We start from the raw sequence: 13,213 nt of genomic DNA on the forward strand, positions 1-13,213 counted from the left end.
TGGCGAGCTCGGTGGGCGCCGAGCTGATCCGGCTGCAGTGCTACGAGGGGCTCGACGAAGCCCGCGCGCTCTACGAGTGGAACTACAAGAAGCAGCTGCTGCGCATCCAGGCCGGCGCCGGGTCCGATCACCGAACCAGTTTCGGTCACGATGGCCGCGCTGACCACGCCGCCCCCGCTCCTGCGGGCCTGTCGCTGGTGGTCGCTGTGTCCGTGGGGCGGCGCGGTCCCGCCGGACCGGGGCGGGTGGTTCGCCGGCCGCGGCTCCCGCCTGGGATGGCGATCGCGGTCGGTCGGGGAACGCGGTCGGTCGGGGAACCTGGATGGTCCCACTCCCCCGCCGGGTTTCCCCTGTGTCGGCGGGTTCGCCCCGGCGTTGGTGCAGACATTTCTGGCATCCGGTGACGGTGATGACGCCCCGCCTCCTTTGAATCGAACGGATGTGCGACTATCGGGGTGCGGGAGCGGTGCGGGCGGGGAGCAGTTCGGGGAGGCGGTGCCTTCAGCGCGGGGTGTCGTGCAGGATGCGGCCGCGCAGCACGGTGCGCCGGCATTGGGGTGTGGGTGCGTGCGGGTCGGGCAGGGCCCAGTCGCCGGTGCGGGGGCCGTCCCAGATCGCGTAGGTGGCGGGATGGCCGGGGGCGAGGATGCCATGGCCGTCGTCCTCGGCGCGGGCGGCGTACCAGCCACCGCGGGTGGCGGCGGTGAAGGCGGCGTGGGTGGACAGCCGCGCGCCCGGGGTGTGGTGGCCGGTGGCGGCGCGGACGGCGCCCCAGGGGTCGAGGGGGGTGACGGGGGCGTCGGAGCCGAAGGCGAGGGTGATGCCGGCGCCGGCCATGGCCGCGTAGGGGTTCATCGCGGCGGCCCGGGCGGGCCCGAGGCGGGTGGCGTACATGCCGGTGGGCCCGCCCCAGCGGGTGTCGAAGGCGGGTTGGGTGGAGACGACGAGGCCGAGGGCGGCGATGCGGCCGAGGTGGTCGGTGGTGGTCATCTCGGCGTGTTCGAGGCGGTGGCGGGCGGCGCGCAGGTGGGCGTGGCCGGTGCGGGCGGCGGCGGCGGCGAGGCCGTCGAGGACGGTGGTGAGGGCGGCGTCGCCGATGGCGTGGAAGCCGGTCTGCAGGCCCGCGGTGGTGGCGGACAGGGCGATGTCGCGCACGGCGGCGGCGTCGAGGTGCAGGGTGCCGTGGTGGGGGGCGTCGGCGTAGGGGCTGTGCAGGGCGGCGGTATGGGAGCCCAGGGAGCCGTCGACGAAGGTGTCGCCGCCCCAGGCGGCGCCGAGGGTGCGGGCGGTGGTGAGGTCGCCGGCCCAGTAGCCGTGGATCTGGGGGCCGGGCACGGTGGCGGCGTGGGCGAGCAGGCCGGCGAGGTCGTCGGCGCTGGAGACGTCGGGGCCGGCCATCTCGTGCAGGGCGGCGATGCCCAGGCGCGCGGCGTGGGTGCGGGTGGCCGCCCAGGTGGCGCGGCGTTGGCTGGGGGTGAGGCTGGTGTCGGCGGTGCGCCGGGCGGTGTGGTGGGCGGGGCCGGTGACCAGGCCGTCGGGGTGCCAGCCGGGGTGGCTGGCGGCGTGGGCGCGGGTGGCCAGGGCGGTGGAGATGACGGCGGTGTGGCCGTCGGCGCGGGCGAGGTAGACGGCGGCGCCGCCGGTGGCCCGGTCGAGTTCGGTGGCGGTGGGGGGTGTGGGGTCGGGCCAGCGGGTCTCGTCCCAGCCGGTGCCGAACACGGTGGTGTGGCGCTGGTGGCGGGCGTGGGTGGCCAGCGCGTCGAGGGCGGCGGTGCGGGTGGGGCTGGTGGTGAGGTCGAGGCCGGTGAGGGCGAGGCCGGTGGCGGTGGTGTGCAGGTGGGCGTCGACGAAGGCGGGGGTGACGAGGGCGCCGTCGAGGTCGATGACGGTGTCGGCGTGGTGGGTGGGGGCGGTGTCGTCGGTGCCGATCCAGGTGATGGTGGGGCCGAGGGTGGCCATGGCGGTGGCGCGGCGGTGGGTGGGGGTGTGGATGTGGCCGCCCCGGTAGAGCAGCAGGGTGTGGCGGTGGTGGTGGGGCTCGAGGTGGGGGGCGGTCACGAGGGTGAGTCTGCCCGCCGGCCGCGGTGGGGGTGGCGCTGGTGGCGGGTGGCTCAGAGGGCTGGTGGGCGGCCTTCGTAGGGGGTGGACAGGACGACCATGGTGCGGGTGGAGACGCCGGCGGCGGCGCGGATGCGCTGCAGGAGGGCCTCCAGGTCGGTAGGGCTGGCGACGCGGACCTTGAGCAGGTAGCTTTCGTCGCCGGCGACGCTGTGGCAGGCCTCGATCTCGACGATGTTGGCGAGGCGGTCGGCGGCGTCGTCGGGGGCGCTCGGGTCGATCGGGGTGATCGAGACGAAGGCGGTCAGGGGCAGTCCGACCTCGGTGGGGTCGACGAGCGCCGTGTAGGAGGTGATGACGCCGCGTTGCTCCAGGCGGCGGACGCGCTGATGGACGGCGGAGACCGACAGGCCGGTGGCTCGGCCGAGGTCAGTGAAACTCATGCGCCCATCTCGGCACAGCATCTGCACGATTCGTCGGTCGAGATCTTCCAGCACGATCCGGAGCGTACGCAGGTGACCGTGTGGGAGAGAGGCTGTTTCTGGTCCGTTGCCTGGTCCCGGTGGGACAGCCGGTACGGTCGGCGGCGGGTGTGCGCCCGGGTGGCGGCCGGTGCGGCGCGGGAGTGCCCGCGGGCGCCGCGCGGGGAGTGCGCCGGGGCGCGCGGGGTGGCGTACCGGGGTCTGGGGTTCGGTCGTGTCGGACGGGGCTGGGAGGGGCGGTGGCGATGACGGTGGGTGAGGGTGCGGGGCGGTTGATGCTGGCGGATGCGCCGTCGTTGTACTTCCGGGCGTTCTACGGGGTGCCGCGGTCGGTGCGGGCGCCGGACGGAACGCCGGTGGGGGCGGTGCGCGGGCTGTTGGACACGCTGGCGCGTCAGCTCGTGGAGGTGCGGCCGCGTCATCTGGTGGCGTGTTTCGACGCGGACTGGCGGCCGGCGTTTCGGGTGGCGTTGCTGCCGTCGTACAAGGCGCATCGGGTGGCGGGTGAGGCGGCGGGCGGGGGTGCGGTGGAGGAGGTGGAGTCCGAGCTGCTGGTGCAGCTGCCGATCATCGATGAGGTGTTGGACGCGTTCGGGATCGCGCGGGTGGCGGTGGCGGGGTTCGAGGCGGATGACGTGATCGGGACGTTGGCGACGGCTCATCGCGGTGGGGTCGACATCCTCACGGGTGATCGGGATCTGTTCCAGCTGGTGCAGGACGCGGCGGGGGTTCGGGTGCGGTATGCGGTGGAGCGGTTCGCGGTGGTGGATGAGGCGTCGGTGGCGGCCCGCTATGGCATTCCGGGGCGGGCGTACGCGGATTTCGCGGTGCTGCGGGGTGATCCCAGTGACGGGTTGCCGGGGGTGGCGGGGATCGGGGCGAAGACGGCGGCGGCGTTGCTGGGCCGGTTCGGGTCGCTGGCGGGGCTGATGGCGGCGGTGGACGCGGCGGGGCCGGCGGTCGCGGTGGAGGGGGTGTCGGCGGGGGTGCGCCGGCGGTTGGAGGGGGCGCGGGGGTATCTGGCGGCGGCGGTGCCGGTGGTGGCGGTGGTGCGTGATGTGCCGGTGGGGCCGGTGGACACGGTGTTGCCGGCGGGCCCGGTGGATGCGGCGGCGGTGGTGGCCCTGGGTGAGCGGTGGGGTCTTGCGGGGTCGTGTGTGCGGCTGGTGGAGGCGATGCGGTCGGTGGCGGCGGGCTGAACCGCTCCCCCGAGCCCCGGATGCCGGGTGTCGGGTGTCGGTCCTGCGTGGGGGCGGCGGTGCGGGTGGGGCGGGGTGGTCGCGATCGGGTGGTGTGGGCCTGTCCTGGCGGGTGGTGGCCAGGTCGGCATGTCCACACAGGGGGTGGCTTCGGGGTGGCACCCAGGTGGGGGTGGACGGGTGGGGTGGGGTTGTCCAGGTCGGGAGCCGGATCGTGGGGCTGCCCGTCACCGCGGCGCGGCGCGGACGGTAGGTTTCCGTGCGTACCGCGGCGTGGGCACCGACCGGTGAACTGCGGGTTGGCGTCGTGGGGGCGGATCGTCGCCTAGGGTTGCCCACCGGATGTGCACCCGCCCATCCGGAGGATGCGTGGGTGCCCGTAGGGGTGTCCCGGGGAATCGCAGCGGAGGTCAGGGTGGGTCTGCGCGAGCAGCTGGCGGGCAGGCGTGTCCTGGTGACCGGGATTACCGGGTTCATGGGTGAGGCGCTGCTCGAGCGGTTGCTGTCGGATTTCCCGGACACCCGGGTGGTGGCGCTGGTGCGGCCGCGGGGCAGTCACAGTGGTGCGGCGCGTCTGGCCCGGATGACCCGTAAGCCGGCGTTCCGGCTGTTGCGGGAGCGGGTGGGGGCGGCGGAGCTGGCGGCGCTGGTGGCGTCGCGGGTGGAGGTCATCGAGGGGGATCTGACGCGGGTGCCGGCGCTGCCCGGTGACATCGACGTGGTGATCCACTGTGCGGGTGAGGTGTCGTTCGACCCGCCGATCGATGATGCGTTCCGGATCAATGTGGGTGGGGTGCAGGAGCTGGTGCGGGCGTTGCGGGCGGCGGGGGCCGCGCCGCATCTGGTGCACGTGTCGACCGCGTATGTGGCGGGGTTGCGGTCGGGGCACATCGCGGAGGGGCCGCTGGCGCACGATGTGGACTGGCGTGTGGAGCAGGCGTTCGCGACGCGGGTGCGGGAGCAGACCGAGGACGCGTCGCGGTCGCCGGAGAACTCGACGCGGTTTCGGCGGGCGGCGGTGCGCCGGTTCGCGGCGGCGGGGGCGCAGACGGTGTCGGCGGAGGCGGAGCGGCTGCGCCGGGAGTGGGTGGCGCGCCGGCTGGTGTCGGCGGGCGGTGAGCGGGCGCAGGTGCTGGGGTGGACGGATGCGTACACGTTCACCAAGGCGTTGGGTGAGCGCTGGTTGGAGGAGCATCACGGGGAGCTGCCGCTGACGATCGTGCGCCCGTCGATCATCGAGAGTGCGGTGGCGCGGCCGTTCCCGGGGTGGATCGAGGGGTTCAAGATGGCCGAGCCGCTGATCCTGGCCTACGGCCGGGGGGAGCTGCCGGATTTCCCGGCGTCGCCGGACGCGGTGGTGGACATCATTCCGATTGATCTGGTGGTGAACGCGACGCTCGCGGCGGCGGCGCACACCCCGCCGGTGGAGCGGCCGGCGTATTACACGGTGTGTTCGGGGTTTCGGAATCCGTTGCGGTTCTGGGAGCTGTACGAGCATGTGCGGGAGTACTTCCTGGCCGATCCGCTGCCGCAGCGGGGGCGGGGGGCGATCGGGGTGCCGCAGTGGCCGTTCGCGGGGGCGGCGGCGGCGGAGGCGCGGCTTCGTCGTTCGGAGGCGCTGGTGGGGGCGGCGGGCAAGGCGCTGGCGCAGGTGCCGGCGTCGGCGCGGGCGCGCAGCTGGGCGGGGCAGTTGGAGCGGGCGCAGACGCGGGTGTCGTTCCTGCGCCGCTATTCGGATGTGTACCGGGCGTACACGAAGGCGGAGCTGGTCTACGTCGACGATGCGACGGCGGCGTTGCATGACGGGTTGGACGAGGCGGATCAGCGTGACTTCGGGTTTGATCCGCGGTGTTTCGACTGGCGGCACTATCTGCGGGAGGTGCACTGCCCGGCGGTGACGGCGGTGCTGCGCCGGCCGCGTCCCCCGGCGCCGCCGCGGCGGCTGTCGGGGCATCTGCCCTCCGGGGAGGGGGTGGTGGCCGTGTTCGATCTGGATGGGGCGGTGGCGCAGGCGACGGTGGTGGAGTCGTATCTGTGGATGCGGCTGGCGGATGCGGGCCGGGTGGGGCGGGTGCGCGAGCTTGCGGGGCTGGCGGCGGCGCTGCCGGGGTATGCGCGGGCGGAGCGCCGTGATCGGGGGCATCTGATGCGGGCGGTGTACGCCCGCTACGCGGGGGTGGATCCGGCGGAGTTGGAGCGGCTGGTGGCGCAGGTGGCGGGCGATATTCTGCTGCGCCGGGTGCGGCCGGCGGGGATTCGCCGGGTGCGGGAGCATCGGGCGGCGGGGCATCGCACCGTGTTGTTGACGGGGGCGGTGGAGGCGTTGACGGCGCCGCTGGCGGCGCTGTTCGACGATGTGGTGGCGGCGCGCCTGGAGGTGGGCTCGGACGGGCTTCTCACCGGGCGGTTGGCGTCCTCGCCGCTGGTCGGGGATGCGCGGGCGGCGTTCGTGGAGCATCACGCCCGGGTGGTGGGGGCGGATCTGGCGGTGTCGTGGGCGTATGCGGACAGCCAGTCGGATCTGCCGTTGCTGCGGGCGGTGGGCAATCCGGTGGCGGTCAATCCGGATGTGGCGTTGCACCAGGTGGCGCGGGGGGCGGGCTGGCCGATCGAGGAGTGGTCGGTGGCGGCCGGCGAGTCGCGGCTGGTGGTGGGCAGCCGGGTGGAGCGGGGCTGGCAGGCGGCGGCGGCACGGGCGCGGGCGGCCTCCGCTGTGGTGGTGCCGTGGCCGCGTCCCACCGGGGTGGGCGCCGTGGCGGGTGAGGCGGTGTCGGCGGGGGTTCGTCGCGGCGCGGCGGGTGGTGGGCGGTGACCCGCGGGGTGCAGATGTACGCGTCGCCGGGGCGGGTGGTGGCGGCGCGGCTTGCGGGGCTGGGGGTCGGCGGGTCGCGGTGGGGTGGGTCGGCGGTGTGCCGGGTGGTGCCGTTGCGCTATGTCGACGGGGAGGATCCGGTGCCGCCGGACGCGGGGTGGGTGCGGGTGCGTCCGTCGCTGTCGGGGATCGGCGGGGCGGATCTGGCGTTGGTGACGGGGCGGGCGTCGGCGTATCTGGCGGCGGCGGTGCCGTTGCCGTTCGTGCCGGGCCGGGAGGTCGTGGGCCGGGTGCAGGAGCGGGTGGACGGGGTCGCCGGGGTGGTGGGTGGAGTGTTGGCGGCGGGGTCGCGGGTGGTGGTCGACGCCGACGCCGCGCCGGGCGCGCAGGCGGTGCCGGGTGCGGTGGGGGTGGCCGGTGGGGGGTGGAGCCGGGTGATGGTCGCGCCGCGGGCGGCGGTGCACGCGGTGCCCGACAGCGTGCCTGACGCGCGGGCGGTTCTCGTCGATGTGCTGGTGCGGGCGGTGCGGGCGGTGCGCCGGGCGCGGGTGGCGCCGGGGTCGCGGGTGCTGGTCGTCGGGGCGGGTGCGGTGGGGTTGTGCACGGTGCTGGCGGTGCGGGCGTTGACCGAGGCGGACACGGTGGCGGTGGTGACGGGTCATCCGCAGCGGGTTCGGCTGGCGGGCCGGTTCGGCGCGTCGGTGGTGTTCGATCCGGCGGGGGCGGTGGCGGGGGTGCGCCGGGCGGCGCGGGCGGTGCGGGTCTCGGCGCGGGCCGGGGAGTCGTTCCTGCTCGGTGGGGTGGATGTGGCGTTCGACGCGGCGGGGGACGCGCGGGCGTTGTCGCTGGCGTTGCGCACGACGCGGGCGGGTGGGCGGGTGGTGGTGGCGGGCGCGCCGTCGGGGCGGGTGGATCTGACGCCGCTGTGGGCGCGGGGGTTGGAGCTGGTCGGCGCCAGCCGCGACGGCGAGGCCGGCGGCGACGGCGGTGATGATGACGGGGTGTGGGAGGCGGTGTGGGCGCTGGCGGCGGATGAGCGGTTGGACGCGCTGGTGGCGGCGGCCTATCCGCTGGCCGGTTTCCGGGAGGCGGTGGAGCACGCGCTGGACGCGGGCCGGCTCGGTGTGGTGCGGGTGGCGTTTGATCCGACGGCGACCTGATGGGCGGCGACGCCATACCCTGTGACGCCGCGGTGTGTGCTGCTGTGGGGGCGGGGCTCGGCGGGTGGGGGGCGGGGCCTGCGGTGGCGGGATTGGACTGGGTCCGTGAAGGGTGTGGCTCTTCGCGGCGGACGTGGAAGGGATCGTTTCGGTGAGACCGGGGTTCGTGCTCGAGGTCGACGAGCGGACTCCCCCGCTGCTGGTGCACCAGGGCGACGGGGTGCTGCTGGAGCGTTTCCCGCTGGGGACGCGGGTGGTGTATCCGCCGCAGCCGCGGCCGGGTGTCGAGGACGTCGACGCGGCGATCGCGGCGGCGTTGGCGGCCCCGGTGGGCTCGGAGCCGCTGGCGGCGTTGCTGCGTCCCGGGATGCGGCTGGTGATCGCCGTGGCCGATCCGGCGGTGCCGGCGCCGCGGATGCGCCGTCCTGATGTGCGTGGGCGGATTCTGGAGCAGGTGCTGACGGCGGCGGCGGCGGCCGGGGTGGACGAGGTGTCGCTGATCGTCGCCAGTGGGTTGCACCGGCGGCTGTCGGCGCGGGAGATGGAGCGTCTGGTCGGGGAGCGGGTGTTCCGCTCGTTCTGGCCGTCGGCGCTTGTCTGCCATGACGCCGAGGACGCGGCGAACCTCGTCGAGGTGGGGCAGAGCGCGGCCGGGGAGCCGGTGGCGGTGGCGCGGGTGGTGGCGCAGGCCGATCTGGTGGTGTCCGTCGAGGTGGTGCAGGCCGCCGGGGTGGGGGGTCCTGCGGGGCTGGCGGCCGGGGTGTCGTCGTACGCGTCGCTGCGGGCGGTGCACAGTGTGGCCGCGGCGATGACGGCGGCGGCCTGGGCGGGACCGTCGGAGGGTGCGGAGGGTGAGGGGTCGCGGGCTGGCGGGGCCGTCTCCCCCGCGGCGGGGCGGGGCGGGGCGGCGGGGCGGCTGGGTGCGGTGCTCGGCGCGGCGGTGCCGGTGTTCGCGGTCAGTGCGACGGTGAACGCCGCGGTCGGCCCGGCGGGGTCACCGTTTCTGACGCGCCGCGAGTGGGAGTGGTCGCTGCCCGACCAGGCGATGGCCTACGGGGTGGGTCGGGGTCTGGACCTGCTCGGCGGGCGGGGCCGGCGCCGCGCGCTGCGGGATCTGAGCGCCGACTACGCGATCACCTCGGTGGGCGCGGGGGACCCGGAGCTGGTCTGTGCGGCGGCGTGGGCGCAGGTCGACGGGCAGCAGCGGGTCGAGGTCGACGGGCAGGCCGACGTGGTGGTCGTCGGGCTGGGGCCGTTCGGGCCGTTCCACGGGTCGGGGCCGGGGGACGCGGTGCTGGCCGCGCATGGCGCGCTCGGGGATGTGTTCACCCGGCATGCGGGCCGTCCGGTGGTCCGCGAGAACGGTGCGATGATCGTCTACCATCCGATGGCGGCGCGGTTCTCGCAGTTGCATCAGCCGTCGTATGTGGACTTCTACGAGGAGGTGCTGGCGGAGTCGAGCGAGCCGGCGACGATCGAGGCTAAGTTCGAACGCCAGTACGCGACCGACCCGTGGTACACGTCGCTGTACCGGACGTCGCTGGCGTTGCATGGGGTGCATCCGTTCCACCGCTGGTATGAGACGGCGCCGGCGCGGGCGTATCTGGGTGAGGTGGTGTTCGTCGGGGGGGATCGGGCGGTGTGTGCCCGGTTGGGGTTTCGGGCGGCGTCGACGCTGGCGGACGCGTTGGAGATCGTCGCCGCGTCGGTGGGCCGGGATCCGTCGATCACCTATCTGCACAGCCCGCCGCGGCTGGTCGCCGACGTGCGATGAGCGGCGTCGGGTGTGCGGCGTCGGGGCGTGCGGGGCGTGTCGGCGGGCGGGTGGGGATGGGCCGGGCCTGCGGCGCAGCGCGGCCGCGGCGCGCAGGACGTGATCGTGAGGGGCAGAGGTGATCGGGATGGGGCACAGACCGCGACGGGGTGTGGGGCTGCGCGAGGCCGCGTCCGGGTGGCGTCGGGTGGGCCGGCCGGGCACCCGGCCCGCTGCCGCCGCCGGTGGCGGTGCGGCGGGTGCGGCGCCGGCCTCGCCGACGTCGGGGACGCGGGAGTTCCCCACGGGCTGGGCGCGGTCGGGGGCGGCGCGCGCGACGCGGGCGGCGTTCCTGTCCGGGGTGATGAACCCGCTGCTGCATGCGACGCTGACCGTGGACACGTTCGGTGCGCAGGTGTTCGACGAGGTGCGCGGCACCCCGGTGCTGATCGTGTCGAACCATTCCAGTCATCTCGACGCGCCGATGCTGCTGTGCGCGTTGCCGGGGCGGGTGCGCTCGCGCACGGCGGTGACGGCGGCGGCGGACTACTTCTTCGACAGTGCGTGGCGCGGCGCGTCGAGCGCGCTGGCGTTCGCGACGGTGCCGATCGACCGCACCGGTGGGGCGCCGTCGGCGACGCCGCTGACCCTGCTGCGTGACGGCTGGAACCTGGTGATCTTCCCGGAGGGGACGCGGTCGAAGGACGGGGCGCGGGGCCGGTTCCGGCTCGGCGCCGCCTATCTGGCGATCAACGCCGGGGTGCCGGTGGTGCCGGTGGGGATGCGCGGGGCGTTCGCGGCGATGCCGCGGGGCCGTAACTGGCCGGTGCCGGGTCGTCCGCAGGTGACGGTGCGTTTCGGTCGGCCGTTGCGGCCGGTGGCCGGTGAGGATGTGCGGACGTTCACCGCGCGGCTGGCCGCGGAGGTCGACCGGTTGTGCGCCGAGGACGCCACGTCCTGGTGGGACGCGACCCGTCGCTCCTACCGCGAGTCCCCCACCGCCGGCTCTCCCGCCGGCGACGTGTCCGTTGCACCGCCCGCCGCGGATCGCGACGGCGCTGCGGGCGGGCAGGACGGCTCGCATCCGCGCCCCGTCGACGTCACGGGCGCGGCGTCGGCTGGCAGCACCTCGGTCGCGGGCACGCCGGTGGATGGTGCGGTGGTGGCCGGGGTGCGGCCGCTGGAGCGCCAGCGCCACCGCCTCGTCCCCCGGCCGGCGGCGACCGCGGGCACGGCGGGCGGCCCGGCGTCGGTCTCGGCGCGGCTGCGCGGCGCGCCGGGCACGCCCACGGCGCGCTGGCGGCGGATCTGGGCGGCCACCGAACCACTGCCCCGCAACACCTCCCGCTCCCCCTGGCGTCGCTGAGCGCGCCCGCCTCCCGCGAGAGGCGGGCGGCGGGTACCCCGTCCGGCGGGCGGGCACGCTATCCGGCGTCCGGCAGCGGCCCGTCGGCCGGGCGCGGGGTGGGCGACACGTCGGGGGTGTGCTCGGGGCGGCGGGTCAGCAGGCCGGCGAGCGCCACGGCGGCCAGGGCCATGACGGTGGCGCCGTAGGCGCGGCTGCTGTCGGTCAGCCCGTCGTGGGTGGTCAGGTAGCCGGCGCCGACGGCGGGCACGCCGAGCGCCAGGTAGCACAGCACGTACACGGTCGACAGGACGCCGGCGCGCTGCTCGGGGCCGGCCAGGGGCAGCAGGACACGCAGACTGCCCTGCACCCCGGCGCCGATGCCCGCCCCGGCCACGGCGGTGCCGGCGTAGAACAGGGCGGTGTCGTGGCCGGCGGTGGCGAGCAGGGTCGCCCCGACGCCGGCGATCAGGCTGGTGGTGCCGAGGAACATCACCGTGCGGGGGGTGGCGTCGCGCACGGCGACGATGGTCGCCGAGGCGGTGCCGGCGAGGGTGAGCACAGCCAGGCCGCCGAGCAGGATGGCCCGGGTGGCGGTGGCGTCGTCGACGTGGGCGACTTGGCGGGCCAGCGCCGGGCCGAGGGAGAAGTAGAAGCCGGACAGCGCCCAGGTGGCGACGAGACACGGGCCGGTGACGAGCAGGGCGCGGGCGACGGGCGGGGGCACGGCCACCCGGGGGCGCAGCGAGGCGCGGGCGCCGGGGATGCGCGGGGAGGTCTCGGTGAGCAGAAGGACGCCGGCGGCCTGGGTGAGCAGGACGGCGAGCAGCACCACGTAGACCAGCCGCGTCGGATGGGGCAGGTAGGCGACGCACACGGCGGAGCCGATCGCGCCGAGTGCGATGCCGGCGAAGGAGCCGGCGCCGTTGACGAGGGTGCCGCGGGCGTGGTCGAGGTCGAGCAGGCCGGCGCCGACGGCGCCCGCGGCCGCCCCGGTGGCCAGGCCCTGCAGGACACGGGCCGCCAGCAGCGGGCCCACCCCGTCCGCGGTGGCGAACACGATCGCGGCGGCGGCCTGGGTGCAGGTGGCGGCGAGGATGACGGGGCGGCGCCCGACATGGTCGGACAGGGCGCCGGCGACGAGCAGAGCGCCGAGCACGGCGAGTGCGTAGACGCCGAACACGACGGTGACGGTGATCGGGGAGAAGCCCCAGGCGTGCTGGTAGACGGCGTAGAGAGGGGTGGGGGTGGCGGAGGCGGCGAGGAAGGACAGCAGCAGCGAGGTCTGCAGGGCGAACCCGGCGCGGGGCCCGAGCCGCCCGGCCAGCCGCGGGCGCGTGTGCGGGCGTGGGGTGCTGGCGGGGGGCTGGGTGGGCATGGGTGTCCCTTCCACCGAACAGCTAAAGGCTAAGATTTTGCGTTAGCGGGGGGCACGTTAGCGCCCGCCCGCGCTTGACGCAAAGGTTTCGCGTTAAGGTGCTGGTTGTGAGTCCGCAGGGGCCGCGCCCGGGTGGGCGCAGCGCGCGGGTGCAGGCCGCGGTGCACGGGGCGGTGCTCGCGCTGCAGGCCGAGCGGCCCCGCCACGAGATCACCGTGCCGCTGGTGGCGGCGCGCGCCGGGGTGACGCCGTCGACGGTGTACCGGCGGTGGGGGGATCTCACGGAGCTGCTCGCCGACGTCGCCGCCGCGCGGCTGCGCCCGGACGCCGCGCCGGCCGACACCGGGTCGCTGCGCGGGGATCTCGTCGCCTACGCGGAGCAGTACCTGGAGGAGATGTCGTCGCCGGCCGGGCGGGAGGTGCTGCGCGACCTGGTCGCCGGGGCGGCGCCGGCGTTGCCCGCGGGGCGCTGCGACGCCTACGTCCGCGGCCAGCTGGAGGCCATCACCGCCCGTGAGCGTGCGCGCGGGGGTGCGCCGCCGCCGGTCGGGGAGATCGTGGAGCGGGTGATGGCGCCGATCACCTACACGATCCTGTTCGTCGCCACCGCGCTGGCGCTCGCCGACGCCGCCCGTCTCGTCGACGCCCTGCTCGCCCCACGCGCGGCGCCGGTCTCCCCCGGCTGACGCTCGCGCCGGCGTCGCCCGCGGACCACCCGGCGGATGTGAGACTCGTCACATCAAGATCGTCATGTGGACAACCCTGTCGACGTGGCGGTGGGTAACTCGAGGTGACCCTGTGGACATCCTGTGGGGAAAGGACAATCCAGCGACGCGGGGGGAAGTCAAGACGTGGCGGTCGGTATCCGCCGCGGTATCACTGACCCATGGCTCTGTCGCACCCGACCGCCGGCCCCCTGCTCCCCCGCCGTCCCGCCACGTCGCCCGCCCGGCCGCGACCCGTCCTCGCCCCCGTCGCGGTGCGGGCCGCGACCGCGCGCCCGCCCGCCCCGCCGCCCGCCGCCGA

The 13,213-nt window shown here is 75.6% G+C and carries 9 protein-coding genes and 1 pseudogene; 7 read left to right on the forward strand and 3 right to left on the reverse strand.

The window, feature by feature from the left end; translation table 11 throughout:
- Window positions 1–122 (forward strand): annotated as a pseudogene (locus AC6EXY_RS32290) (AAA family ATPase); the annotation flags it as partial.
- A 379-nt stretch (window positions 123–501) separates the two neighbouring features.
- On the opposite strand, the gene AC6EXY_RS32295 reads toward AC6EXY_RS32290, so the two are convergent.
- Together AC6EXY_RS32295 and AC6EXY_RS32300 are read right to left on the reverse strand one after the other, a co-directional pair.
- Window positions 502–1,959 (reverse strand): amidohydrolase, encoded by a 1,458-nt coding sequence (locus AC6EXY_RS32295; RefSeq protein ID WP_499817400.1) that lies wholly within the window; start codon window positions 1,957–1,959, stop codon window positions 502–504.
- 152 nt (window positions 1,960–2,111) lie between these two features.
- A complete protein-coding gene (locus tag AC6EXY_RS32300; RefSeq protein WP_499817392.1) occupies window positions 2,112–2,555 on the reverse strand; it encodes an Lrp/AsnC family transcriptional regulator in 444 nt (147 codons plus the stop codon).
- Window positions 2,556–2,785: 230 nt separating this feature from the next.
- Here AC6EXY_RS32300 and AC6EXY_RS32305 point away from each other — a divergent pair, with 230 nt between their 5' ends.
- The 5 genes from AC6EXY_RS32305 to AC6EXY_RS32325 all read left to right on the forward strand — a co-directional run bounded on the left by AC6EXY_RS32305 (window position 2,786) and on the right by AC6EXY_RS32325 (window position 10,830).
- A complete protein-coding gene (locus AC6EXY_RS32305; protein WP_499817401.1) occupies window positions 2,786–3,739 on the forward strand; it encodes a 5'-3' exonuclease in 954 nt (317 codons plus the stop codon).
- A 415-nt stretch (window positions 3,740–4,154) separates the two neighbouring features.
- Window positions 4,155–6,551, forward strand: a complete 2,397-nt coding sequence (locus AC6EXY_RS32310) for an SDR family oxidoreductase (RefSeq protein ID WP_499817402.1) — start codon at window positions 4,155–4,157, stop codon at window positions 6,549–6,551.
- On the forward strand, window positions 6,548–7,711 hold the full coding sequence (locus AC6EXY_RS32315; protein WP_499817393.1) for a zinc-binding dehydrogenase: 1,164 nt from the start codon (window positions 6,548–6,550) through the stop codon (window positions 7,709–7,711). The genes AC6EXY_RS32310 and AC6EXY_RS32315 overlap by 4 nt, the downstream gene beginning before the upstream one ends.
- 151 nt (window positions 7,712–7,862) lie before the next feature.
- Window positions 7,863–9,485: a lactate racemase domain-containing protein gene (locus AC6EXY_RS32320; protein WP_499817394.1), complete on the forward strand. Its 1,623-nt coding sequence runs from the start codon at window positions 7,863–7,865 to the stop codon at window positions 9,483–9,485.
- Window positions 9,486–9,612: 127 nt separating this feature from the next.
- The gene (locus tag AC6EXY_RS32325) at window positions 9,613–10,830 is read left to right on the forward strand and encodes a lysophospholipid acyltransferase family protein (protein WP_499817395.1); all 1,218 of its coding nucleotides are present in this window, start codon (window positions 9,613–9,615) and stop codon (window positions 10,828–10,830) included.
- A 58-nt stretch (window positions 10,831–10,888) separates the two neighbouring features.
- On the opposite strand, the gene AC6EXY_RS32330 is transcribed toward AC6EXY_RS32325, so the two are convergent.
- The gene (locus tag AC6EXY_RS32330) at window positions 10,889–12,187 is read right to left on the reverse strand and encodes an MFS transporter (RefSeq protein ID WP_499817396.1); all 1,299 of its coding nucleotides are present in this window, start codon (window positions 12,185–12,187) and stop codon (window positions 10,889–10,891) included.
- Window positions 12,188–12,294: 107 nt separating this feature from the next.
- On the opposite strand from AC6EXY_RS32330, the gene AC6EXY_RS32335 reads away from it, so the two are divergent.
- Window positions 12,295–12,873, forward strand: a complete 579-nt coding sequence (locus tag AC6EXY_RS32335) for a TetR/AcrR family transcriptional regulator (RefSeq protein ID WP_101834282.1) — start codon at window positions 12,295–12,297, stop codon at window positions 12,871–12,873.
- Window positions 12,874–13,213 lie beyond the last annotated feature (340 nt).

This window comes from Frankia sp. RB5, assembly GCF_059816245.1.

Excerpts from the sequence above, each read along its gene's own strand:
- AC6EXY_RS32325 (WP_499817395.1), top strand. The coding sequence starts at position 9,613 with ATGGGGCACAGACCGCGACGGGGTGTGGGGCTGCGCGAGGCCGCGTCC.
- AC6EXY_RS32330 (WP_499817396.1), bottom strand. The coding sequence starts at position 12,187 with ATGCCCACCCAGCCCCCCGCCAGCACCCCACGCCCGCACACGCGCCCG.
- AC6EXY_RS32295 (WP_499817400.1), bottom strand. The coding sequence starts at position 1,959 with ATGGCCACCCTCGGCCCCACCATCACCTGGATCGGCACCGACGACACC.
- AC6EXY_RS32305 (WP_499817401.1), top strand. The coding sequence starts at position 2,786 with ATGACGGTGGGTGAGGGTGCGGGGCGGTTGATGCTGGCGGATGCGCCG.